Source organism: Janibacter sp. A1S7, assembly GCF_037198315.1.
GTDB classification, from domain to species: domain Bacteria; phylum Actinomycetota; class Actinomycetes; order Actinomycetales; family Dermatophilaceae; genus Janibacter; species Janibacter alittae.
The window spans coordinates 1,869,559-1,892,864 of sequence record NZ_CP144913.1 but is presented as its reverse complement, the minus strand read 5'-3'; the positions used below and the strand labels follow the sequence as shown (position 1 = coordinate 1,892,864).

The window sequence follows — 23,306 nt, the reverse complement described above, 5'->3', positions numbered from 1 at the left end:
CTGTCCCGTGAGGCAGAGAAGGAGGTCTACGACACCCATGTGTCCGGACTCGCCGCCCCCGCAGGCCCCTGACCAGTCCCCGCCCGATCGTGAGGTCCTCAGCGCCGGTGACATCTCCCGAGCGCTGCGCCGCATCGCCCACGAGATCGTCGAGCGCAACAAGGGGGCCGGCAACGTCGTCCTCCTGGGCATCCCCAGCCGCGGTGTGGAGCTCGCCCGCCGCCTGGGCGCCCTCATCGCCGACATCGAGGGCAGCGAGGTACCCGTCGGCTCGCTCGACGTGACGATGTACCGGGACGACCTGCGGGGTCGTCCGACGAAGACCCCGCACCAGACCCACTTCCCCTCGACCGGGGTCGACGACCGCGTGGTCGTCCTCGTCGACGACGTCCTCTACTCCGGCCGGACCGTGCGGGCCGCCCTCGACGCGCTGGCGGACTACGGCCGCCCCCGGGCCGTGCGACTCGCGGTGCTCGTCGACCGTGGCCACCGGGAGCTGCCGATCCGCGCCGACCACGTCGGCAAGAACCTGCCGACCTCCCACGCCGAGCGGGTGACGGTGCGCCTGACCGGTTACGACGACGTCGACGACTCGGTGACGATCGCCAGGGCGGAACGATGACTAGGCACCTGCTGTCCGTCTCCGACCTGGACGACGACGCCCTGCGCTCCGTGCTCACGACCGCAGCGCAGATGCACGACGTGCAGCACCGTGCGGTCAAGAAGCTGCCGACCCTGCGCGGACGCACCGTGATCAACCTCTTCTTCGAGGACTCCACCCGCACGCGCTCCTCCTTCGAGATCGCCGGCAAGTGGATGAGCGCCGACACGATCAACATCACCGGCAAGGGCTCGTCGGCGTCCAAGGGCGAGTCCCTGCGCGACACCGTGCGGACCATCGCCGCAATGGGTGTGGACGCCATCGTCATGCGCCACCAGGCCTCCGGTGCCGCGCAGCAGGTCGCCGGCTGGTTCGACGAGTCCGGGGTGGCCACCTCGGTCCTCAACGCCGGTGACGGCACCCACGAGCACCCCACCCAGGCACTCCTGGACGCCTACACGCTCGAGCAGCGCCTCGGCCCGCTCGCGGGGAAGCGGATCGCGATCGTCGGTGATGTCACCCACTCGCGGGTCTTCCGCTCCAACGTGCTCGCCCTGCCACGGCTCGGTGCGCACGTCACCGTGGTGGCACCGCCCACGCTCATGCCCAGCGGGGTCGCCTCGTGGGCGGCGGCCGACGGCTTCGCCCTCTCGGACGACCTCGACGAGGTCATCGACTCGGGCGTCGACGCGCTGATGATGCTGCGGGTGCAGCGCGAGCGCATGGCCGGTGGTTTCTTCCCCACGCCCCGCGAGTACACGGTCGGCTACGGACTCACCCGCGATCGGCTCGCGACACTGACCAGACGCAACCCCGAGGCGGTCATCTGCCACCCCGGCCCGATGAACCGCGGTCTGGAGATCGCCGCCGATGCCGCCGACGCGGCCAGCAGCCTCGTGCTCGACCAGGTCAGCGCCGGGGTCGCCGTGCGGATGAGCGTCCTGTACCACCTCCTCGCCTCGGACGGCATCGTCGAAGGGAGCCTCGCATGAACGGACACAGGATGAGTGGCCACAACGACCTCCTCGTGACCGGAGCGGCCGTCCACGGTGGCGAGAGCGCCGATGTCCTCGTCCGCGACGGCCGCGTCGTCGCCGTGGGCCCGGACGCCACGGGGGCCGCCACCGAGACCGACCTCGAGCGCGTCGACGCCGACGGGCTGGTGCTCCTGCCCGGTTTCGTCGACCTGCACACCCACCTGCGCGAGCCGGGCCGGGAGGACGCCGAGACCGTGCGGTCCGGGTCCGCCGCTGCGGCTGCCGGGGGCTTCACCGCCGTCCTCGCGATGGCCAACACCTCACCGGTGACCGACACCGGTGAGGCGGCCGAGCACGTCCTCGACCTGGGTGTGGCCGCCGGGCTGGCCGACGTGCGCCCGGTCGGCGCCGTGACCAAGGGCCTCGAGGGGGCCGAGCTGGCCGAGCTGGGGATGATGCACCGCTCCCGTGCCCGGGTGCGCGTCTTCTCCGACGACGGCAGATGCGTCCACGACGCCCGCGTGATGCGGCGCGCGCTGGAGTACGTGCGGGCCTTCGACGGTGTGGTCTCCCAGCACGCGCAGGACCCGGCGCTCGCGGGGCCGGGCGCGTGCTGCCACGAGGGCGAGGTCAGCGGTCGACTCGGACTGACCGGCTGGCCGGCCGTGGCCGAGTCGAGCATCATCGCGCGGGACGCGGAGCTGGCTCTGCACACCGGGTCCCGGGTCCACATCGCGCACGTCTCGACAGCCGAGGGCGTGGAGGCCGTGCGCTGGGCCAAGCGTCGCGGGGCCCGGATCACCGCGGAGGTGACCCCCCACCACCTGCTGCTGACGACCGATCTGCTGGGCAGCTATGACCCGGTGTTCAAGGTCAACCCCCCGCTGCGGCCGCAGGAGGACGTCGATGCCCTGCGCGAGGCGCTCGTCGACGGGACGATCGATGCGGTGGCCACCGACCACGCCCCGCACGCCCGGCACGACAAGGAGCACGCCTTTCCCGACGCGGCCTTCGGTATGCTCGGGCTCGAGACGGCCTTCTCCGTCGTCCACGACGTGATGATCGCCTCCGGCCGCATGGACTGGGCGTTGCTCACCGAGCGGATGTCCACCGCCCCTGCCCGGATCGCGGGGCTGGCCGAGCACGGACAGCACATCCGCCCGGGCTCGCCCGCCAACCTCGTCCTCGTCGACCCACGTGCCGAGGTCACCGTCGACCCCGGCGCGTCGCTGTCCCTGTCCCGCAACACCCCCTTCGCCGGACGCACGCTCACCGGTCGCGTCCGCACCACGATCCTGAACGGCCGCATCACGGTAGCCGACGGAGAGGTTCGCCCATGAGCACCCACCCAGCCACCCAGCCCGCTCTCCTCGTCCTCGAGGACGGCCGCACCTTCTCCGGCAGCGTCTACGGCGCCGTCGGCGAGACGGTGGGCGAGGCCGTCTTCACCACCGGCATGACCGGTTACCAGGAGACCCTCACCGACCCCAGCTATCACGGCCAGGTCGTCGTCATGACCTCCCCGCACATCGGCAACACCGGGTGGAACGACGAGGACGACGAGTCCGACCGGATCCAGGTCAACGGCTACGTGGTGCGTGACCCCGCGATCCGACCGAGCAACTGGCGCTCGCGCCGCACCCTCGACGAGGCCCTGACCGAGCACGGCGTCGTCGGTATCGGTGGCATCGACACCCGCGCGCTGACCCGGCACCTGCGCGAGCGGGGTGTGATGCGTGTCGGGATCTTCTCCGGTGACTCCCTTGCCGACGAGGCGACGTTGCTGGAGCGGGTCCGCTCGGCGCCCGAGATGGCCGGGTCGGCGCTCGCCGCCGAGGTGAGTACGAGGGAGCCCTACGTCGTGGAGGCGAAGGGGGAGAAGCGCTTCACGGTGGCGGCCATCGACCTCGGGGTCAAGACGTCCACTCCGGCCAGTCTTGCCGAGCGCGGCATCGAGGTCCACGTCCTCCCCGCGACGTCGACGATGGATGATGTGCGCGCGGTCTCGCCGGACGGGCTCTTCTTCTCCAACGGCCCCGGGGACCCGGCCACCGCCGGGCAGCAGATCGAGCTGCTCACCCAGGCGCTGCGGGAGGGACTGCCCTACTTCGGGATCTGCTTCGGCAACCAGCTCTTCGGCCGGGCGCTGGGCTTCGCGACCTACAAGCTAAGGTACGGGCACCGCGGCATCAACCAACCGGTGATGGACCGCTCGACCCGCACGGTCGAGATCACCGCCCACAACCACGGCTTCGCCGTCGAGGCCCCCCTCGACGGGGCGACACAGACCCCCTTCGGCAGTGTCACGGTCAGCCACGTCTGCCTCAACGACGACGTCGTCGAGGGCCTGGAGCTGCGCAACGAGGCGGGGGATCTGCTCGGCTTCTCCGTCCAGTACCACCCCGAGGCATCGGCCGGCCCGCGTGACGCCGGCTACCTCTTCGACCGCTACGTCGACCTGCTCGAGACCACCAGCACGACCACCAAGGAGAACCAGGCCTGATGCCCAAGCGCGACGACATCTCCAGCGTCCTCGTCATCGGCTCCGGCCCGATCGTCATCGGGCAGGCCTGCGAGTTCGACTACTCCGGCACCCAGGCGTGCCGCGTCCTGCGGGAAGAGGGGATCCGGGTCGTCCTGGTCAACTCCAACCCCGCGACGATCATGACCGATCCCGAGTTCGCGGACGCCACCTACATCGAGCCGATCACCCCCGAGGTGGTCGAGAAGATCATCGATCGCGAGCGTCCGGACGCCGTGCTGGCCACTCTCGGTGGACAGACCGCGCTCAACGCCGCGATCGCCCTGCACGATGCGGGTGTGCTGGAGAAGTACAACTGCCCGCTCATCGGCGCCAGCGTCGAGGCGATCCAGCTCGGCGAGGACCGGCAGCGCTTCAAGGGCGTCGTCGAGCGCTGCGGCGCGGAGTCGGCGAAGTCGATCATCTGCAACGCCGACGACGCACCTGCCGGGTCGACGCCGGGCCAGCAGGTCAACCACGCGCTCGACAAGACCCTCGCCGCGGCGGAGGAGCTCGGGTACCCGGTCGTCGTGCGGCCCTCCTTCACCATGGGTGGGCTGGGCTCGGGCTTCGCCTACGACGAGCACGACCTGCGCCGGATGGCCGGAGCCGGGCTGCGGGCCAGCCCCACCACCGAGGTGCTCCTCGAGGAGTCGATCCTGGGGTGGAAGGAGTTCGAGCTGGAGGTGATGCGCGACAACGCCGACAACGTCGTCGTGGTCTGCTCCATCGAGAACCTCGACCCGATGGGCGTGCACACCGGCGACTCGATCACCGTCGCCCCGGCGCTCACCCTGACCGACCGGGAGTACCAGAGGATGCGCGACGTGGGGATCGCGGTCATCCGCGAGGTCGGCGTGGAGACCGGTGGGTGCAACATCCAGTTCGCGATCAACCCGGCCGACGGTCGGATGATCGTCATCGAGATGAACCCCCGTGTCTCGAGGTCGTCGGCCCTGGCCTCGAAGGCCACCGGCTTCCCGATCGCCAAGATCGCCGCGAAGATGGCCATCGGCTACACCCTCGACGAGGTCCCCAACGACATCACGCAGGAGACACCCGCGAGCTTCGAGCCGACCCTCGACTACGTCGTGGTCAAGGTCCCTCGCTTCGCCTTCGAGAAGTTCCCGGCAGCGGACCCGACGCTGACGACGACGATGAAGTCCGTCGGCGAGGCGATGTCCATCGGGCGCAACTTCACCGAGGCCCTGCAGAAGGCCCTGCGCTCCGTCGAGCGCTCGGGCTCGGCCTTCCACTGGGACGGCGAGGAACCGACGATCGAGGAGGCCCGGGCGCTGCTCAAGCAGTCCGGGGTCCCGACCGACGGTCGGATCGTGCAGGTGCAGCAGGCCATGCGCGCCCGGGTCTCCGTCGAGGAGGTCCACGAGGCGACGAGGATCGACCCGTGGTTCCTCGACCAGATGGCCCTGATCAACGACCTCGCCCAACAGGTCCACGATGCCGACGAGCTGGCCCCGCACCTGCTGACCCTGGCGAAGCGGCACGGGTTCTCCGACGCACAGGTCGCCCGGCTGCGCCGCATGGACGAGTCGGTCGTGCGCGGGGTCCGGCACGCCCTGGGGATCCGCCCGGTCTACAAGACGGTGGACACCTGTGCCGCCGAGTTCGCCGCGCGCACGCCGTACCACTACAGCTCCTACGACGAGGAGAGCGAGGTCGAGACGCGGGAACGTCCGGCCGTCATCATCCTCGGCTCGGGGCCGAACCGGATCGGCCAGGGCGTCGAGTTCGACTACTCCTGCGTCCATGCGAGCTTCGCCCTGCGCGACGCGGGGTACGACACGGTCATGGTCAACTGCAACCCGGAGACCGTCTCGACGGACTACGACACGAGCAGCCGCCTGTACTTCGAGCCGCTGACGCTCGAGGACGTGCTCGAGGTGATCCACGTCGAGAGCCAGGCCGGTCCGGTCGCCGGGGTCATCGTCCAGCTGGGCGGTCAGACCCCGCTCGGTCTGGCGAGGGATCTCAAAGCAGCCGGAGTGCCGATCGTCGGGACCTCCCCGGAGGCCATCGACCTCGCCGAGGACCGCGGTCACTTCGGGCGGGTGCTGCACGAGGCGGGGCTCAACGCGCCGAAGCACGGTACCGCCTTCAGCGCGGAGGAGGCCGTCGAGATCGCCCGTGGGATCGGCTACCCGGTCCTGGTGCGTCCGTCCTACGTCCTGGGTGGCCGGGGGATGGAGATCGTCTACGACGACACCACCCTGAGCGAGTACGTCACCCGAGCGGCCGTGGCCTCACCCGAGCACCCGATCCTCGTCGACCGCTTCCTCGACGACGCGATCGAGATCGACGTCGACGCGATCTACGACGGGAGCGAGATGTACCTCGGCGGGATCATGGAGCACATCGAGGAGGCCGGGATCCACTCCGGTGACTCCAGCTGCACCCTCCCGCCCGCCACGCTCGGCTCGAGCGAGCTGGCGCGGGTGCGCGAGGCGACCCGCAAGCTCGCCGAGGGCATCGGGGTGCTCGGCCTGATGAACGTCCAGTTCGCCCTCGCCCAGGACGTCCTCTACGTTCTCGAGGCGAACCCACGGGCCTCCCGGACGGTTCCGTTCGTGGCCAAGGCGACCGGCGTGCCGCTGGCCAAGGCCGCGGCCCGGGTGATGCTCGGCGCCACCATCGCCGACCTGCGTTCGGAGGGGCTCCTCCCGAAGGACCTCGATGGTGGGGCGATGCCGGCACGGGCGCCGATGTCGGTCAAGGAGGCCGTGCTGCCCTTCAAGCGGTTCCGCACCGCCGATGGCGACGTCGTCGACTCGCTCCTCGGTCCGGAGATGCGCTCGACGGGTGAGGTCATGGGGATCGACGCCGACTTCGGCGCCGCCTTCGCCAAGAGCCAGCTGGGCACGCTCGCCACCGGCCTGCCGACGTCGGGGACGGTCTTCGTCTCGGTCGCCAACCGCGACAAGCGGGCGATGATCTTCCCGATCAAGGTCCTCATGGACCTCGGCTTCAACATCCTCGCCACCCAGGGGACCGCGGACGTGTTGCGACGCAACGCCGTCCAGTGCGAGGTCGTGATCAAGCACTCCGACCGGGCCGAGGGGGAGGTGAGCGTCGTCGACCGGATCCTCGCCGGTGAGGTCGACGTCGTCTTCAACACGCCGTCGGGGCAGCATGCCCGAGCGGACGGCTACGCGATCCGCGCGGCGACGACGGCGATGGACAAGCCGATCGTCACGACCGTCCAGCAGCTCGGTGCCGCCGTCCAGGCCATCGAATCCAGGATCAACGGCGAGCTGGACGTCAAGCCGCTGCAGGAGCACGCCTACGACCTCGACCTGTACGGGGCTCACCAGTGACGCGCACGATCGCCGCCCGCGAAGGTGCCGGGGTGGTGCAGCTCGAGGCCGAGGTGATCGGCAACGTCGCTGCGGGCAGCTATCGGCACCTCACGCTCGTCACGCCCGGCCTGGCCGAGCTGGCGCGCCCGGGACAGTTCGTCGCCCTGTCCGTGGGGGACGGCACGAGCTCGATGCTGCTGCGACGCAGCTTCTCCATCCACAAGGTCTCCCCGGCGGGGACCTACGGCGGCACGACGGAGATCGTCGTCGCCGCCCACGGTGCGGGCACCCGGCTCCTGACCGCACTGGAACCGGGGGAGAGCGTCGGGGTCATCGGCCCGCTCGGGCGAGGTTTCCCGCTCCCGGCGCAGCCCGTGCCGTGCGTCCTCGTCGGCGGCGGGTACGGCTCGGCGCCACTCTTCTGGCTCGCGGAGCAGCTGCGCGAGCGCGGCTGCGCGGTCGAGATGGTCCTCGGCGCGGCGTCCGCGGACCGCCTCTTCGGGGTCGTGGAGGCACGTCGGGTCGGCGACGGGGTCACCGTCACCACCGACGACGGCTCGGTCGGGGTCCGGGGCTGGGTGTCCGATGTCGTCCCCGATCTGATCGAGAGCACGGGCGCCGCGGTGGTCTACGGTTGCGGACCGATGGGCATGCTGCGCTCCCTGAGTGCCATCGCCGACGAGCACGGCATCGTCGCCCAGGTCGCCGTCGAGGAGGCGATGGCGTGCGGCATCGGGGTCTGCATGACCTGCGTGATGCCGGTGCGCGACGAGTCGGGCACGACGAGCATGGTCCGCAGCTGTCTGGACGGCCCCGTCTTCCGCGGTGACCGCGTGCGGTGGGAGGCCTTCGAGGACGGGTACTGCCGTGTTCCCGAGGACGCCGTCGGTGCGCCCACGGTGGTCCGCTGATGAGCACTCCCGCACCCGCCGTCGACATGTCCGTGGACATCGGCGGCGTCCGCCTGCCCAGTCCCATGATGACCGCGAGTGGGTGCGCCGCCAACGGCCGCGAGATCCACCGCTTCATCGACATCACCGCACTGGGGGCCTTCGTCACGAAGTCCGTCAAACTCGACCCCGTCTCCGGGAGAGGCACCCCCCGCATGGCCGAGACCCCCTCGGGCATGCTCAACTCGATCGGTCTGCAGGGCCCCGGCGTGCGGGCCTTCGTCGAGAAGGACCTCGCGTGGTTGCACTCGATCGGTGCCCGGGTCATCGTCTCCATCGCGGGCAACACCGCCTCGGAGTTCGCCCGCGTCGCCCGGACGATCGTGCGTAGCCGGTACGCGAGCGCCGTCGCGGCGCTCGAGGTCAACATCTCCTGTCCGAACGTCGCCAACCGGGGCCTGGTCTTCGCGTGCGACCCGGCGGGTGCCCACAAGGTGCTCACCCTCGTGCGCGAGGAGGTACCGCGCGGCCTGCCGATGGTGGCCAAGCTCAGCCCGGACGTCACGGACATCGTCGAGATCGCGGATGTCGTGCTGCGGGCCGGGGCGCACGGCCTGACGATGATCAACACCACCCTGGGGGTGGCCATCGACACCGATCGGCTGCGTCCGCACCTTGTCGCAGCGACCGGTGGTCTGTCCGGGCCCGCGATCCGCCCGACGGCCGTGCGGGCCATCTGGCAGGTGGCCGGTGCGATGCGCGAGGGGCGGATCAGGGCGGCCCCGATCGTCGGCGTCGGGGGAGTGCGCCACGGCACGGACGCGCTGGAGCTCGTCGCGGCCGGTGCCACCGCCATCCAGGTCGGGACCGCGGCCTTCAACGACCCGAGTGCCCCCCACCGGGTCGGTGTCGAGCTGGAGCAGCTCGTCGCGGACCGGGGCTTCGAGCGTCTTGCCGACGTCGTCGGCATCGCCCACGAGAGATTCACCGCATGAACTGCGTCAGGAGCAGGACATGAGCCCGGACACCACCCCCTTCGGTGGTCGTCTGCAGGCGGCGATGGCCGAGCACGGCCCACTCTGCGCGGGGATCGACCCGCACCGCGGGCTCCTCGAGTCCTGGGGTCTGTCCTACGACCTCGCGGGTCTGGAGCGATTCACCATGACCTGTGTCGAGGCCTTCGGGGGCTCGGTCGCGGCCGTCAAGCCCCAGTCGGCCTTCTTCGAGGTCTTCGGGGCGAAGGGGGTGGCTGTCCTCGAGCGAGCGCTCGGCGAACTGCGCGAGTCCGGCACCCTGACCGTCCTCGACGTCAAGCGCGGTGACATCGGCACCACCGTCGACGCCTACGGCGAGGCCTTCCTCGGCCGGGACGCGCCGTCCGCTGCGGATGCGATCACGCTCAGCCCCTACCTGGGGTACGGCTCGCTGCGTCCGGCGATCGACCTCGCGCACACCACCGGGCGAGGGGTCTTCGTCCTCGCGCTGACGTCCAACCCGGAGGGGGCCGAGGTCCAGCACGCCCACCTGCCCGATGGTCGGTCGGTCGCGGGCGCCATCGCGGACGGTGCGGCGCAGGACAACGCCCCCGACCGGGCCGCCGGCAGGCTCGGAAGCGTCGGACTCGTCGTCGGTGCCACCGTCGGCTCCGCCGTGTCCGACCTGTCCGTCGACCTGCCGTCGATGGCCGGACCGATCCTCGCTCCGGGCCTGGGAGCCCAGGGAGCGACCGCCCGGGACGTGCGCGCGGTCTTCGCCGGGGCCCTTCCGCAGGTACTGGCCAGCAGCAGTCGCGACGTCCTGCGTGCCGGCCCCCACGTGGCCGCGCTGCGGGAGCGTGCTCGGACGGTCGCCGGCGAGGTCGCTGACATCACCGGGGTCTGAGTATGGTTGGGCCACCCCTCTCGCTCGACCCCGGAGTGCTCGTGCCCGTCCCCTCGCTGAGTGCCCAGCAGCGTGCCCACGCCCTGACCAGGGCCACTGCTGCCCGTCGCGAGCGTGCTGTCGTCAAGCGTCGGCTCAAGCAGGGGAGCGTGACCATCAGCCAGGTCATCGCCGACGGTGCCCACGATCCGGCGATCGCGAAGCTGAAGGTCCTCGAGCTCCTCCAGTCGATGCCGGGTGTGGGAGAGGTCCGGGCGGGTCAGCTGATGGACGAGCACGGCATCGCCCGGTCACGCCGGATCCGTGGCCTGGGACCACACCAGGCCCGGGCCCTCGTCGAGAGGTTCGAGAGCCCATGACATCGCGCCTGACCGTCCTCGCGGGCCCGACCGCCGTCGGCAAGGGCACCGTGGCCGCCTGGATCCGCGAGAACCACCCCGAGGTGTGGCTCTCGGTATCGGCCACCACGCGACCACCGCGCCCCGGCGAGGTCGACGGGGTGCACTATCACTTCATCTCCGGCGAGGAGTTCGCTGCCAAGGTCGGCGAGGGCGAGATGCTCGAGTGGGCCGTCGTCCACGGCCGCGCTTCCTACGGCACACCGCGGGGCCCTGTGGACCGGGCGCTGGACGAGGGCAAGCTCCCCCTGCTCGAGATCGACCTGCAGGGGGCACGTCAGGTGCGCGCGTCGATGCCGGACGCCCGATTCGTCTTCCTCGCCCCGCCGTCGTGGGATGAGCTCGTCGGCCGACTCGAGGGTCGCGGGACCGAGACGGCGCAGGAACGGGCCGTCCGGTTGGACACCGCGAAGGTCGAGCTGGCGGCCCAGCACGAGTTCGACCACGTCGTCGTCAACGACGACATTCGTCGTGCCGCCGAGGAACTCGTATCATTGATGAGATCCGACTGACCCCGACGACGAAGGACCACCTCGACGTGTCCGGTACCAAGGCCAATCCCATCGGCATCACCAAGCCGCCGATCGACGATCTCCTCGAGCGGGCGGACAGCAAGTACGCCCTCGTGATCTACGGGGCTAAGCGCGCCCGCCAGATCAACGCCTACTACTCGCAGTTGCAGGAGGGCCTGCTGGAGTACATCGGCCCGCTGGTGGACGCCCAGGTCCACGAGAAGCCGCTGTCGATCGCCCTGCGCGAGATCGACGAGGGCCTGCTGACCAAGGAAGCCAGCAAGCCCGCCGACGCCACGGTCGAGTCCATCGTGGACATCCCGGCGACCGACGAGGTCTGAGGCCGCCTTCGTGCGCATCGTCCTCGGTGTGGGCGGCGGTATCGCCGCCTACAAGGCGGCGCTCCTGCTGCGCCTGTTCAGCGAGGGCGGTCACGAGGTGACCGTCGTACCCACCGAGGCTGCATTGCGCTTCGTCGGGGCGCCGACCTGGGAGGCGCTGTCCGGTCGGCAGGTCCAGACCGACGTCTGGAGCAACATCACTGATGTGCCCCACGTGCGCATCGGCCAGGAGGCCGATCTCGTCGTCGTCGCGCCGACGACGGCAGACCTGTTGGCCAAGGCCGCCCACGGGCTCGCGGGCGATCTCCTGACCAACGTCCTGCTCACTGCGCGTTGCCCGGTCGTGCTGGCGCCGGCCATGCACACCGAGATGTGGGAGCACGCCGCGACCCGGGCGAATGTGGCGACCCTGCGTGAGCGCGGTGTCACGATCATCGACCCGGCCTCGGGTCGGCTGACGGGCACCGACACCGGGCCCGGTCGCCTGCCCGAGCCGGAGGACATGCACGCTGCGGCGATGGCTGCTGTCGGCGGCACCTCGGGTCCGCGGCCCGAGGGCGGCAGCGGACACGACCTCACCGAGCATGCGGTACTCGTGAGCACCGGCGGGACCCGCGAGCCGCTCGATCCCGTGCGGTACCTGGGCAACCGCTCCTCCGGCAAGCAGGGACTGGCGGTGGCCGAGGTGGCCGCTGCCCGCGGCGCCCGGGTGACCCTCGTCGCGGCCAACCTCGAGTTGCCCGTCGCTCCCGGCATCGATGTCGTCCCGGTGGAGACCGCGTTGGAGTTGCAGGCCGAGATGGACGCCCGCGCTGCCGACCACGACGTCGTCGTCATGGTGGCCGCCGTCGCGGACTTCCGCCCGGCCGACTACGCAGCGTCGAAGATCAAGAAGACGCACGATCCGGCCGACCCGGACGCGGCCCCGTCCATCACGCTCGTGCGCAACCCCGACATCCTCGCCGGCCTGGTCTCGGCACGGGGTGGTGCCGCCTCACCACTGCTCGTCGGCTTCGCTGCGGAGACGGGCGACGAGACCGGCTCCGTGCTCGAGCTCGGGCGTGCCAAGCTCGCTCGCAAGGGCTGCGACCTGCTCGTCGTCAACGAGGTGGGGGCGGGCCTGACCTTCGGCGCCGACGACACCACGGTGCACGTCCTCACCCGGGGTCGGGACGATGCGGTCGACATCGGCCCCGCGAGCAAGCGGGCCGTCTCCGAGGGCATCTGGGACGCGGTGGTGGCCTCCCTCCATCCCGCGGGGTTGCGGGCCATAGACTGACCGCGCCCCAACCGGGCGGTCCCTCCGCCTGCCAGTCGAACCCGGGAGTAATGCGTGACCGGACGTCTCTTCACCTCAGAGTCGGTGACCGAAGGTCACCCCGACAAGATCTGCGACCAGATCTCGGACTCGATCCTCGACGCCATGCTCGAGGCCGACCCGCACAGTCGCGTCGCCGTCGAGACGATGGTCACGACCGGCTTGGTCCACATCGCCGGTGAGGTCACCACCGAGGCCTATGTCGAGATCCCGCACCTGGTGCGATCGGTCATCGCCGACCGGGTCGGCTACGACTCCTCCGAGAAGGGATTCGACGGACGCACGTGCGGCGTCTCCGTGTCCATCGGCGCGCAGAGCCCCGACATCGCCCAGGGCGTCGACACCGCCTACGAGAGCCGCACCGGCGGGATCGACCCCAAGGACAAGCAGGGCGCGGGCGACCAGGGCCTGATGTTCGGCTACGCCTGCCAGGACACCCCCGACCTCATGCCGCTGCCGATCTACCTCGCCCACCGGCTCTCCCAGCGACTCACCGAGGTCCGCAAGGACGGGAGACTGGACTACCTGCGTCCCGACGGGAAGACCCAGGTGACCATCGACTACGACGGCGACAGCCCCATGCGTCTGGACACCGTGGTGCTCTCGACCCAGCACTCCGCGGAGGTCGACCACGAGAGCCAGCTACCGGCCGACATCATGGCGCAGGTCTTCGATCCCGTGATGACCGAGCTGAAGGACTCCGGTGTGCGGCTGGACACATCTGACTACCGCACCCTGATCAACCCGACCGGCAAGTTCGTCATCGGCGGGCCCATGGGGGATGCCGGCCTGACCGGACGCAAGATCATCGTCGACACCTACGGCGGCATGGCCCGTCACGGTGGCGGTGCCTTCTCCGGCAAGGACCCCTCGAAGGTCGACCGCTCCGCCGCCTACGCCACCCGGTGGGTCGCCAAGAACGTCGTCGCCGCTGGACTCGCCGGACGGTGCGAGGTCCAGGTCGCCTACGCGATCGGCACCGCGCAGCCGGTCGGCCTGTACATCGAGACCTTCGGCACGGAGACGGTGCCGGTGGACGCGATCCAGCGCGCGGTGGACGCCGTGTTCGACCTGCGCCCGCTGGCGATCGTCGAGGAGCTCGACCTCCTGCGGCCGATCTACGCACCGACGGCTGCCTACGGCCACTTCGGGCGCACCTCGGCTGCTGGGTACGACAACGCCTTCCCGTGGGAGCAGACGACCAAGGTCGATGAGTTGCGGGCGGCCGTCCGCCGCTGAGTCGATGCACCCGGGTCGGCTGACACCCCACCCGGTTACGTTTGTCCCGTGCTCCTGTCCCTGCCCGTCGCCCGGGTCCTCGTCGACACGGGGCTGGTCCACCTCGACCGGCCCTTCGAGTACCTCGTGCCCGAGGAGCTCGACGAGTCCGCGCAGCCCGGAGTCCGGGTCAAGGTGCGGTTCGCCGGCCGGGACCGCCCCGGCTACCTGGTCGAACGCGCCGACGCCGCGGAGCACACCGGCCGCCTGGCTCCCATTCGCTCGGTCGTCTCCGACGAGCCGGTGCTCACGCCGCAGGTCCTCGAGCTGGCCCGGCGCCTGGCCGTGCACCACGCAGGGACGACTGGTGACGTCCTTCGTCTGGCCATCCCGCCCCGGCACGCGCGGGCGGAGAAGGCCCTGCCACAGGGGGATCCCGACAGGACGCCCATCGCTCCGGTCGCCACTGCGGACGTGTGGGCCGGCTACCGGGCCGGGGCCGCGTGGCGGTCCCGGGTGGCCGCGGGGGAGTCGCCTCGCGCCGCGTGGCTGGCCGCCCCCTCACGACCGGCGGCGTCGGACTGGCCGGTGGCCCTCGCACAGGCCGCTCGTGCGGCACTGGCCTCCGGTCGGGGCACGGTGATCGTCGTACCCGACCAGCGGGACGTGACCCGCGTCGACGAGGCGCTGTCCGAGGTTCTCGGGCCGGACCGGCACGTGCGGTTGACCGCTGACCAGGGACCGCAGGCGCGCTACACCGCGTGGCTGAAGGTCCTGCGCGGGCACGTGCGCGTGGTCGTGGGCACCCGGGCGGCCGCCTATGCACCGGTGCACGACCTCGGGCTGGTCGCGTGGTGGGACGACGGCGACGACCTGCACGTCGAGCCGCGGGCCCCGTACGCGCACGTGCGTCAGGTGCTGACCACGCGTGCTGATGTGGAGGACGCGGCCGTGCTCGTCGGCGGTCTGACGATGTCCACCGACGTCGCGGCGCTCGTCGACTCGGGGCGGGTCCATCTCGTCGGGGGCCAGGCCTCGCGCCAGGAGGCCCCGCGGGTGCTCGTCGCCGGTGAGGGGACCGACGAGGAGCGGGACGGGCCCGGAGCCCGGGCGCACATCCCCTCGTCCGCGCACCGGGCGGCCTCGACCGCGCTGTCGGGGGGTCCGGTGCTCCTCCAGGTACCCCGCCGCGGGTACCTCCCGGCGATGTCGTGCGCGTCCTGCCGTGCGCCGGCACGATGTCCCCAGTGCCGGGGCCCACTGGCCCTGCCGTCGTCGGACGAACCGCCTCGGTGCGGCTGGTGTGGCCGTGCCCCGCACGGCTTCATCTGTCCCCACTGCGATGGCGACCGGTTGCGGGCCGGCATCATCGGCGCCCGACGGACGGCCGAGGAGATCGGCCGCTCGTTCCCCGGCACCAAGGTCATCACGTCGGGTGCGGGCGAGGTGCACGCGAGCGTCGGGAGCGAGCCGGCGATCGTCGTGGCCACCCCCGGGGCGGAACCCGTGGCCGACGGGGGGTACGCGGCGGTTCTCCTGCTGGACGCCTGGGCGAGTCTGGACCGCCCCGACCTGCGGGCAGCGGAGGAGGCGGTGCGTCGCTGGTTCGCGGCTGCCGCACTGTGCCGGTCGTGGACCGACGGGGGAGTGGTCGTGCTCTGTGGCGCACCGAGCCACGTGACCATCCCTCCGGTCGAGGCGCTCGTGCGGTGGGACCCGCAGTGGTTCGCCGGTCGCGAACTGGCGGATCGCGCGGAACTCTCCCTGCCCCCGACCACGTGGACCGCGGAGGTCGTTGCCCACCGCAAGCGGGTGGAGCCCGTCGAGCACGCCGTGCGGGCGGTGGTACCTCAGGCGCAGGTCCTCGGGCCGTTGCCGGTGGCCGGCGCGGACGAGCAGCGTCGACTGGTCGTCAAGGCGCCCTTCGCCGATGGTCCGCTCGTCGCCGCGGCACTGAAGGATCTGCGGGCCGGGGAGAGCGCTCGCAAGGCGGAGACCCTGACGTCGGTGAGGATCGGGCACCTCGGCGCACTGTGATGACCGGGCGCCCGGGGTGGCCTCGACGTGGAGCACGGCGATGCGCCCTAGGATTGCCCCCGTGCGACTGATCTTTGCCGGGACCCCGCAGGTCGCCGTCCCCTCCCTTCGTGCCCTGGCCGACTCCGACCACGAGGTCGTCGCGGTGGTCACCAGACCGGACGCCCGGGTCGGACGGGGTCGGCGCCTCGAGCCGTCGCCGGTCAAGACCGTGGCGCAGGAGCTGGGACTGCCGGTGCTGACTCCGGGCAGCCCCCGGGAGCCCGAGTTCGTGGCCGCCCTGACCGAGCTGGCGCCGGACTGCTGCCCGGTCGTCGCCTACGGTTCGCTCCTGCCGCAGCAGGTCCTGGACATCCCGACCCACGGGTGGGTCAACCTCCACTTCTCGCTGCTGCCGGCGTGGCGCGGTGCGGCTCCGGTGCAGCGGGCACTCATCGCCGGTGACGAGATCACCGGGGCCAGTACCTTCCTGATCGAGGCCGGCCTCGACACCGGGCCCGTCTACGGGACGATGACCGAGCGGATTCGTCCGGACGACACCTCGGGGACGGTGCTGGACCGGCTCGCCGAGGCGGGTGCCCCCCTTCTCCTGGCGACGATGGACGGGATCGGGACCGGCGATCTCGCGCCGCAGGAACAGCCGGCGGAGGGGGTCAGCCACGCCGCCAAGCTCACCGTCGCGGACGCCCGGGTCCACCTGTCCCATCCGTCGTTGGCGGTCGATCGCCACATCCGTGGCTGCACCCCGGCCCCCGGCGCGTGGACGACCTTCCGTGGCGACCGGCTGAAGCTGGGTCCGGTGACGATCACCGACGAGACCCTGCCGGCAGGTCGCGTCGACGCGCGCAAGCACGAGGTCCTCGTCGGTACCGCCGACCGGGCCATCCGGCTGGGTGATGTCACCCCCCTGGGCAAGAAGGCGATGCCCGCCGCCGACTGGGCGCGGGGAGTGCGGATGGCCGCGGATGAGCGACTGGGTGAGGAGCCGGCATGAGTGATGCACGAGGTGGTGGTGACCGGCGCCGCGGACCCCGGCAGAAGTCGCGGACCGCACCTGCCGAGCGCTCGCGCCGGGGCAGTCCGGCGCGCAGGACCGCACATGCCGTTCTGCAGGCCGTCGGCGAGGGCGCCTACGCCAACCTCGAGCTGCCCAAGGCACTGCGGCGTGCTCGACTGGACGATCGGGACGCCGCCTTCGCCACCGAGCTGACGTACGGGACCCTGCGGATGCAGGGCTTCTACGACGCGGTCATCACCGAGGCGGCCGGACGAGCGACGAGCCGACTCGACGGCGGTGTCCTCGACGTCCTGAGGATGGGAGCCCACCAGGTTCTGGCCATGCGGGTGCCGGACCATGCCGCCGCTGACCAGGCCGTCGCCCTCGCCCGCTCGGTCGCCGGGCCCGGGGCGGCGGGTCTGGTCAACGCCGTGATGCGTCGCATCTCCGAGAGCAGCGTGGCGGAATGGCGCGAGCGGGTCGTCCCCGTCGAGCCGCTCGCCGAGCGGCTCTCGATCGAGCACTCCCACCCGGTCTGGATCGTCAAGGCACTGCGTCAGGCCCTCATCGGCCACGGCGTGGCCACGTCCGAGACCGCCGACAACGCGGTCGCGGAGCTGCTCGCAGCGCACAACGTCCCCGCGCCCGTCTCGCTCGTCGCCCGTCCGGGTCTCGCGGAGGTCGACGAGTTGCTCGGAGCCGGTGCCCACGTCGGGCGATGGTCCCCCTTCGCCGCGGAGCTCGACGGAGGAGATCCCGGTGCCATTGCGGCAGTCCGCGACGGACGTGCGGCCGTCCAGGACGAAGGGAGCCAGCTGCTCGCCCTCGCCCTCGCAGCCGCGCCGGTCAGCGGGCGCGGTGACGGTGCCACCGAGCAGTGGCTCGACCTGTGCGCCGGCCCCGGCGGGAAGGCCGGACTGCTCGCCGCCGAGGCGCTGGCGCAGGGGGCGGACCTCGTGGCCAACGAGATCAGCGACCACCGCGCCGAGCTGGTGCGCCAGACGCTGCGTCCGGCGCTGACCGCCGCGCAGACCGCCGGCCGGCACCTCGAGGTTCGGACCGGCGACGGTCGTGAGTTCGGCGTCGACGAGCCAGAGCGCTACGACCGCGTCCTCGTCGATGCACCGTGTACCGGCCTCGGCGCCCTGCGCCGGCGCCCGGAGGCACGCTGGCGGCGTCAGCCGAGCGACCTCGTCGGTCTCGGCCCCCTCCAGCGTGGGCTGCTGGTCGCAGCCATCGAGGCCACCCGACCCGGAGGTGTCGTCGCCTATGCGACGTGCAGTCCGCACCTGTCCGAGACGACCTTCGTCGTCCGTGACGTGCTGAAGAAGCGTGACGACGTGGAGCAGATCGAGGCACGTGACCTGCTTGCCCACGTCGCGACAGGGGGCCTGACCGATCTCGGCGACGGCCCCCATGCCCAGATGTGGCCCCACATCCACGGCACGGACGGGATGTTCCTCGCCGTCCTGCGCAAACGCGCGTAGTCCGCGGGTCCTGGTACCGGTATCCGCCTCGTGGCCGCCGAGTGGTGTACTGGCCCCCGTGCAGATCTCCCCGAGCATCCTCTCCGCCGACTTCGCCAACCTCGAGTCCGAGCTGGCCGCGATCAGCAACGCCGACTGGGCACACGTCGACGTCATGGACGCGCACTTCGTGCCCAACCTGACGCTCGGCCTGCCGATCGTCGAGTCGCTGTTGCGGGTCAGCCCGATCCCGATCGACTGCCACCTGATGATCGAGGACCCGGACCGCTGGGCACCGCCGTACGCCGAGGCCGGAGCCAAGAGCGTCACCTTCCACATCGAGGCAGCGAAGGACCCGGTGACGCTCGCCCGCGACATCCGCGGTCAGGGTGCCCGGGCGAGCATGGCGCTCAAGCCGGGGACCGCCTTCGCTCCCTACGAGGAGCTGCTGACGGAGGTCGACATGGTTCTCGTCATGACGGTTGAGCCGGGGTTCGGCGGGCAGTCCTTCATGGCCGACCAGATGCCCAAGGTCGAGCAGGTCCGCCAGGCCGTGAGGAAGCACGGCGGTGACATCTGGGTCCAGGTCGACGGCGGCGTCTCCGCCGGGACCATCGAGCAGTGCGCCGAGGCCGGCGCCGACGTCTTCGTCGCCGGGTCAGCCGTGTACGGGGCGCACGAGGCGGCGTCCGCGGTCGACGAGCTGCGGGAGCTGGCGCTCCGCCACTCCCACTGAGCGCTGCGGCCAGGTCAGGGACGACGCATGTCGATCATCGAGTGGATCTACTCGGCCGCCCTCGACATCGCCGGCTACCGACTCTCGCTCATGGAGGTCATCGGGATCGGCTTCGGTCTCGCCTCGGCGGTCGGAGGGATGCTGCGCAGGGTGTGGGCCTGGCCGGTCGGGATCGTCGGCAACGCGATCCTCTTCCTCGTCTACATCGGCATCACGCTGGACGTCCACGACAAGGCGCCGCTGTTCGGCCAGTCGGCCCGCCAGATCTTCTTCATCGCCACCTCGCTCTTCGGCTGGTGGCGGTGGCAGCGCATCAAGGCGCACCAGGGCGACGACGACGGCCGGGCGATCACGCCACGGTGGGCGAAGGGGGCAGAGCGCCTCGGTCTGGCGCTCACCCTCGTCATCGGGATCGTCGTCGTGCAACAGGTCTTCGCCGCGCTCGGCGCCGGCTGGCCGGCGCCACGCTGGTACTACTGGGCGGACGCCTGGATCTTCATGGGCTCGTTGCTCGCCACGTACGCGATGGCGCGGGGCTGGAACGAGTTCTGGTTGATCTGGATCGGCGTGGACCTCGTGGGCGTGCCCCTCCTGTGGCACAGCGGGTACCTGCCGACCGCCCTGCTCTACGCGCTCTACGCGATCTTCGTCGGCTACGGCTTCCTCGTGTGGCGGCGCGCGACCCGGACCGAGAGTCCGGACCATGAACCCGAGGCATCGACGCGCACCTCGGCCAACTAGGCTGGGCCGTTGTGAAGACCTTCGAGACCCTCTTCGCCGAACTCACCCGGAAGGCCACGGAACGGCCGGAGGGCTCGGGCACCGTCGCCCAGCTCGACGCCGGAACCCACGCGATCGGCAAGAAGATCGTCGAGGAGGCCGCCGAGGTGTGGATGGCCGCGGAGTACGAGAGCAAGGAGGAGCTGGCCGAGGAGATCAGCCAGCTGCTCTACCACCTGCAGGTGCTGATGATCGACGGTGGCCTGACCCCCGACGACGTCTACACCCACCTCTGAGAGGACCGACGTGCGCATCGCCGTGCCCAACAAGGGCTCCCTGTCCGAACCCGCCGTGGAGATGCTCCGTGAGGCGGGGTACCGGGTCCGCCGCGACAGCAAGGAGCTGATCGTCGCCGACCCCGACAACGACGTGGAGTTCTTCTACCTGCGTCCGCGTGACGTCGCCGTCTACGTCGGCCAGGGACAGGTCGATGCGGGCATCACCGGCCGTGACCTGCTGCTCGACTCAGAGTCCGCCGCCACCGAGATCATGGGCCTGGGCTTCGCGGGATCGACCTTCCGCTTCGCCGGACGTCCGGGCGAAGCCAGCTCCGCAGCGGACCTCGACGGCCGCCGCGTCGCCACCTCCTACGCGGGGCTCGTACGCAGCCACCTCGAGGCGAAGGGGGTGTCCACCGAGGTCGTCCGTCTCGACGGTGCCGTGGAGACCGCCATCACCCTCGGTGTCGCCGACGCGATCGCGGACGTCGTCGAGACCGGCACGACCCTGCGCCAGCAGGGTCTGGAGGTCTTCGGCGAGCCGATCCTGCGCAGCGAGGCCGTGCTCATCCGCCGGTCCGACGCCAGCGAGAGCGGCATCGACGTGCTCCACCGTCGCATCAAGGGGGTCGTCACCGCACGGGAGTACGTGCTGCTCGACTACGACTGCCCGGCCGATCTCGTCGAGCACGCGGTGCAGCTGACACCGGGCTTGGAGTCGCCGACCGTGAGCACGCTGCACGACGAGCGGTGGTGTGCGGTGCGCTCGATGGTCCCGCGCGGACGAACCAACCGGATCATGGACCAGCTGTACGACCTCGGCGCCAGGGCCATCCTCGTGACCGAGATCTCGGCGTGCCGGCTGTGACCGCCGCCGGCCGCTCCTCGGGACAGATCTTCCGGCCGGTGCGCGGTCGGATCGTGCCCATCGTCATCGGGGTCGGGATCCTCGTCGGAGCCGTCGTGCTCGCCCTGACCATGCCCGGGCACTACGGCGTCGTGGACCGGCTCACCATCGCAGGGATCGGGGTCGCGACCGCTGCCTTCCTGCACCGCTATGCCACGATCCACGCGCGGCCCGATGCGGCCGGACTGTGGGTACGCAACCTCGGGCCGGGGGAGTACGTGCCGTGGGAGGACATCGTCGCGGTGCGCTTCTCCCAGGGCATGCCCTGGGTGCGCCTCGACCTCGCCGACGGCACCGACATGGCCGTCATGGCCATCCAGCGGGCCGACGGCCCACGCTCGGGCGACGAGGCGCAGCGGCTTGCCGACCTCGTCGGCAGGTAGACAGCCCGCGTCAGGTTCCTAGAGCGCGTCCTGACCGCCGGTCCACGTGCCGGTGAACGGCGTGGCGGAGACCCCGCGCACTCGAGTGGCGATGAGCGGGAACGCCAGGACGGAGACCATGCCCGCCCCGACGAGGGCGGCAGCGGTGGCCTCGGTCAGCTCCCCGCTGTCGACCCCGATGGTGGTGATGACCACGACGAGGGGGAGAGCGGTGGCGGAGTAGATGCCCGCTCCCACCCGTTCCCTTCCCGAGAGGGTGCCCCGCAGCGCGAGGTAGGTCGGTAGGCCACGGATGACGAGGAAGCCGACGAGCGAGAGCGGGATCATCAGCAGGGCCCCGGGGTCGTTCAGCAGGGAGGCGAGGTCGAACCGGATCCCGCTGACGACGAAGAAGATCGGCACCAGGAACCCGTAGCCGACACCCTCCAACCGCGCGATGGTCTGTTCCTGCGTGTGCTCGTCGACGCCGGAGAGGAACAGCCTGGCCACCAGCCCTGCGACGAAGGCCCCGAGGAGGACGTCCAGGCCCAGGTGACCGGCTGTCCACGCCAGGAGGATCACGATGAGCATGGCCACGCGCACACCCAGCTGCCCGCTGGTCGTCAGGGTGTGGCTGAGCAGCCGGCTCCACCTCGGCGACCGAGGGCGCGATGCCATCGTCAACGTCGCGGCGGCGACGCCCGCGAACGCGACGAGCACCACCACCGTGTGCAGCGGGCTCTGGCCGGACAGCAGCAACGCGATGGCCAGGATCGGGCCGAACTCGCCGATCGCGCCCACCGCCACCATGACGCCGCCGAACCGGGTGTCCAGCTCCCCTGCGTCGCGCAGGATGGGCAGGATGGTCCCCAGCGCCGTGGTGGTGAAGATCAGGCCGATCATGATCCCGGCAGACAGGCCCTCCTCCGGTCGGGCCAGCGTCACCACGGTGATGCCCGCCACGAGCGCGATCGCGAGGGAGATGAGCCACCCGGTGCAGGCCGCGCGAAGGGGCGGCCCCGCAATGCGGGACAACTGCAGCTCGTACCCGGCGAGGAACATCAGCACGGCCAGCCCGAGCTCCGAGAACGAGGAGACGACCAGGTTGTCGGCAGCGATGCCGAGCACGGCAGGGCCGATGAGGATGCCGCCCAGGATCTCCAGCACGACGGTGGGCAGGGGCAGCCACTGTGCGGCGAGATCGGAGAGGATCACCGCCACGACACCGACACCGAGGCACAGGCCGATCGTCCGGGCTGCTTCGAGGCCGAGTTCTTCGGTGGTCACCCCGCGAGATTAGACCCCAGGAGAAGATCGGCGCGCTCACGCGTCCGGTCCGCGCCGAAGACGCGGGACTCCTGCTCCGCCCACATGTCCCAGTGGGCAGCGAAGACCTCGCCGTCCCGCCGGAGCGCACGTTCCCGTCGCACGCTCTCGTCACCGTCGAGCCACACCCGGGTGCCGATGAGGGCCGCGGCCGGGCCCACGGTGCTGCCACACCCTTCGACGACGAGCCGACCGCCGACCTCGAGCCTCCGCCCGGGCCCGGGGGCACCGCGGGACCAGTCCCACGTCGGGACGAGCGCAGTGCGTCCCTGCGACAGGGGGGTGAGCACCTCGTGCAGGAGGAGCGTCGTCGCCTCCGCCAGGCCGTCCCAGCCGGGGTAGATCTCGTCCATGGACACCACGGGCGCCGACCAGGCGTCGGCGACCTGGTGCGCGAGGGAGGTCTTGCCGGCGCCGCTGCGGCCGTCGATCCCGATCACGTGGACCCGGCCGCACGAAGGGGGCGCACTGCCGGCGTGGGCGAGGATCCGGGTCAGCGGTGACAT

The 23,306-nt window shown here is 71.1% G+C and carries 23 protein-coding genes; 21 read left to right on the top strand and 2 right to left on the bottom strand.

Annotated elements, in window-relative coordinates:
- Positions 1-37: 37 nt before the first annotated feature.
- The 21 genes from pyrR to V1351_RS08900 all read left to right on the top strand — a co-directional run bounded on the left by pyrR (position 38) and on the right by V1351_RS08900 (position 21,495).
- Positions 38-622, top strand: coding sequence for a bifunctional pyr operon transcriptional regulator/uracil phosphoribosyltransferase PyrR (gene pyrR, locus V1351_RS09000; RefSeq protein WP_338747823.1), 585 nt, complete (start codon positions 38-40; stop codon positions 620-622).
- Complete coding sequence (locus tag V1351_RS08995) at positions 619-1,593, top strand: aspartate carbamoyltransferase catalytic subunit (RefSeq protein ID WP_338747822.1); 975 nt, start codon at positions 619-621, stop codon at positions 1,591-1,593. The genes pyrR and V1351_RS08995 overlap by 4 nt, the downstream gene beginning before the upstream one ends.
- Entirely contained in the window at positions 1,590-2,918 is a 1,329-nt protein-coding gene (locus V1351_RS08990) for a dihydroorotase (protein ID WP_338747821.1), read from the top strand. The genes V1351_RS08995 and V1351_RS08990 overlap by 4 nt, the downstream gene beginning before the upstream one ends.
- Positions 2,915-4,081 carry a glutamine-hydrolyzing carbamoyl-phosphate synthase small subunit gene (carA, locus tag V1351_RS08985; protein WP_338747820.1) on the top strand — a complete coding sequence of 389 codons (1,167 nt, stop codon included), beginning with the start codon at positions 2,915-2,917 and terminating at the stop codon, positions 4,079-4,081. The genes V1351_RS08990 and carA overlap by 4 nt, the downstream gene beginning before the upstream one ends.
- Complete coding sequence (gene carB, locus V1351_RS08980; RefSeq protein ID WP_338747819.1) at positions 4,081-7,431, top strand: carbamoyl-phosphate synthase large subunit; 3,351 nt, start codon at positions 4,081-4,083, stop codon at positions 7,429-7,431. The genes carA and carB overlap by 1 nt, the downstream gene beginning before the upstream one ends.
- Complete coding sequence (locus V1351_RS08975) at positions 7,428-8,324, top strand: dihydroorotate dehydrogenase electron transfer subunit (RefSeq protein WP_338747818.1); 897 nt, start codon at positions 7,428-7,430, stop codon at positions 8,322-8,324. The genes carB and V1351_RS08975 overlap by 4 nt, the downstream gene beginning before the upstream one ends.
- A complete protein-coding gene (locus V1351_RS08970; protein ID WP_338747817.1) occupies positions 8,324-9,298 on the top strand; it encodes a dihydroorotate dehydrogenase in 975 nt (324 codons plus the stop codon). The genes V1351_RS08975 and V1351_RS08970 overlap by 1 nt, the downstream gene beginning before the upstream one ends.
- Before the next feature lie 19 nt (positions 9,299-9,317).
- Positions 9,318-10,184: an orotidine-5'-phosphate decarboxylase gene (pyrF, locus tag V1351_RS08965; protein WP_338747816.1), complete on the top strand. Its 867-nt coding sequence runs from the start codon at positions 9,318-9,320 to the stop codon at positions 10,182-10,184.
- A gap of 2 nt (positions 10,185-10,186) precedes the next feature.
- Entirely contained in the window at positions 10,187-10,543 is a 357-nt protein-coding gene (gene mihF, locus V1351_RS08960; RefSeq protein ID WP_338747815.1) for an integration host factor, actinobacterial type, read from the top strand.
- Positions 10,540-11,094, top strand: a complete 555-nt coding sequence (gene gmk / locus V1351_RS08955; protein ID WP_338747814.1) for a guanylate kinase — start codon at positions 10,540-10,542, stop codon at positions 11,092-11,094. The genes mihF and gmk overlap by 4 nt, the downstream gene beginning before the upstream one ends.
- A gap of 26 nt (positions 11,095-11,120) precedes the next feature.
- Complete coding sequence (rpoZ, locus tag V1351_RS08950) at positions 11,121-11,435, top strand: DNA-directed RNA polymerase subunit omega (RefSeq protein WP_185992242.1); 315 nt, start codon at positions 11,121-11,123, stop codon at positions 11,433-11,435.
- 10 nt (positions 11,436-11,445) lie between these two features.
- Positions 11,446-12,714, top strand: a complete 1,269-nt coding sequence (gene coaBC, locus V1351_RS08945) for a bifunctional phosphopantothenoylcysteine decarboxylase/phosphopantothenate--cysteine ligase CoaBC (RefSeq protein ID WP_338747813.1) — start codon at positions 11,446-11,448, stop codon at positions 12,712-12,714.
- A 54-nt stretch (positions 12,715-12,768) separates the two neighbouring features.
- Positions 12,769-13,992: a methionine adenosyltransferase gene (gene metK / locus V1351_RS08940; protein WP_338747812.1), complete on the top strand. Its 1,224-nt coding sequence runs from the start codon at positions 12,769-12,771 to the stop codon at positions 13,990-13,992.
- Between the two features lie 48 nt (positions 13,993-14,040).
- Entirely contained in the window at positions 14,041-16,008 is a 1,968-nt protein-coding gene (locus V1351_RS08935) for a primosomal protein N' (protein ID WP_338747811.1), read from the top strand.
- A 61-nt stretch (positions 16,009-16,069) separates the two neighbouring features.
- A complete protein-coding gene (gene fmt / locus V1351_RS08930; RefSeq protein ID WP_338747810.1) occupies positions 16,070-17,002 on the top strand; it encodes a methionyl-tRNA formyltransferase in 933 nt (310 codons plus the stop codon).
- Complete coding sequence (locus V1351_RS08925; RefSeq protein WP_338747809.1) at positions 16,999-18,492, top strand: RsmB/NOP family class I SAM-dependent RNA methyltransferase; 1,494 nt, start codon at positions 16,999-17,001, stop codon at positions 18,490-18,492. Before fmt ends, V1351_RS08925 begins: the two co-directional genes overlap by 4 nt.
- A 58-nt stretch (positions 18,493-18,550) precedes the next feature.
- Entirely contained in the window at positions 18,551-19,207 is a 657-nt protein-coding gene (gene rpe, locus V1351_RS08920; protein WP_338747808.1) for a ribulose-phosphate 3-epimerase, read from the top strand.
- 27 nt (positions 19,208-19,234) lie between these two features.
- Complete coding sequence (locus V1351_RS08915) at positions 19,235-19,948, top strand: nicotinamide mononucleotide transporter family protein (protein ID WP_338747807.1); 714 nt, start codon at positions 19,235-19,237, stop codon at positions 19,946-19,948.
- An 11-nt stretch (positions 19,949-19,959) separates the two neighbouring features.
- Entirely contained in the window at positions 19,960-20,223 is a 264-nt protein-coding gene (locus V1351_RS08910) for a phosphoribosyl-ATP diphosphatase (protein ID WP_338747806.1), read from the top strand.
- A 10-nt stretch (positions 20,224-20,233) separates the two neighbouring features.
- Positions 20,234-21,073 (top strand): ATP phosphoribosyltransferase, encoded by an 840-nt coding sequence (gene hisG, locus V1351_RS08905; RefSeq protein WP_338747805.1) that lies wholly within the window; start codon positions 20,234-20,236, stop codon positions 21,071-21,073.
- On the top strand, positions 21,061-21,495 hold the full coding sequence (locus V1351_RS08900) for a PH domain-containing protein (RefSeq protein ID WP_338747804.1): 435 nt from the start codon (positions 21,061-21,063) through the stop codon (positions 21,493-21,495). Before hisG ends, V1351_RS08900 begins: the two co-directional genes overlap by 13 nt.
- Before the next feature lie 18 nt (positions 21,496-21,513).
- Here the strand turns inward: V1351_RS08900 and V1351_RS08895 are convergent, their stop codons facing one another.
- Positions 21,514-22,761, bottom strand: coding sequence for a cation:proton antiporter (locus V1351_RS08895; RefSeq protein WP_338747803.1), 1,248 nt, complete (start codon positions 22,759-22,761; stop codon positions 21,514-21,516).
- Complete coding sequence (locus V1351_RS08890) at positions 22,758-23,306, bottom strand: hypothetical protein (RefSeq protein ID WP_338747802.1); 549 nt, start codon at positions 23,304-23,306, stop codon at positions 22,758-22,760. Before V1351_RS08890 ends, V1351_RS08895 begins: the two co-directional genes overlap by 4 nt.

Bases quoted from the DNA above. Each gene is read 5' to 3' on its own strand.
- V1351_RS08990 (WP_338747821.1), top strand. From the start codon at position 1,590: ATGAACGGACACAGGATGAGTGGCCACAACGACCTCCTCGTGACCGGA.
- pyrF (WP_338747816.1), top strand. From the start codon at position 9,318: ATGAGCCCGGACACCACCCCCTTCGGTGGTCGTCTGCAGGCGGCGATG.
- mihF (WP_338747815.1), top strand. From the start codon at position 10,187: ATGGTTGGGCCACCCCTCTCGCTCGACCCCGGAGTGCTCGTGCCCGTC.
- carB (WP_338747819.1), top strand. From the start codon at position 4,081: ATGCCCAAGCGCGACGACATCTCCAGCGTCCTCGTCATCGGCTCCGGC.
- V1351_RS08925 (WP_338747809.1), top strand. From the start codon at position 16,999: ATGAGTGATGCACGAGGTGGTGGTGACCGGCGCCGCGGACCCCGGCAG.
- V1351_RS08970 (WP_338747817.1), top strand. From the start codon at position 8,324: ATGAGCACTCCCGCACCCGCCGTCGACATGTCCGTGGACATCGGCGGC.
- gmk (WP_338747814.1), top strand. From the start codon at position 10,540: ATGACATCGCGCCTGACCGTCCTCGCGGGCCCGACCGCCGTCGGCAAG.
- V1351_RS08915 (WP_338747807.1), top strand. From the start codon at position 19,235: ATGTCGATCATCGAGTGGATCTACTCGGCCGCCCTCGACATCGCCGGC.
- carA (WP_338747820.1), top strand. From the start codon at position 2,915: ATGAGCACCCACCCAGCCACCCAGCCCGCTCTCCTCGTCCTCGAGGAC.
- pyrR (WP_338747823.1), top strand. From the start codon at position 38: ATGTGTCCGGACTCGCCGCCCCCGCAGGCCCCTGACCAGTCCCCGCCC.
- V1351_RS08995 (WP_338747822.1), top strand. From the start codon at position 619: ATGACTAGGCACCTGCTGTCCGTCTCCGACCTGGACGACGACGCCCTG.
- V1351_RS08890 (WP_338747802.1), bottom strand. From the start codon at position 23,306: ATGTCACCGCTGACCCGGATCCTCGCCCACGCCGGCAGTGCGCCCCCT.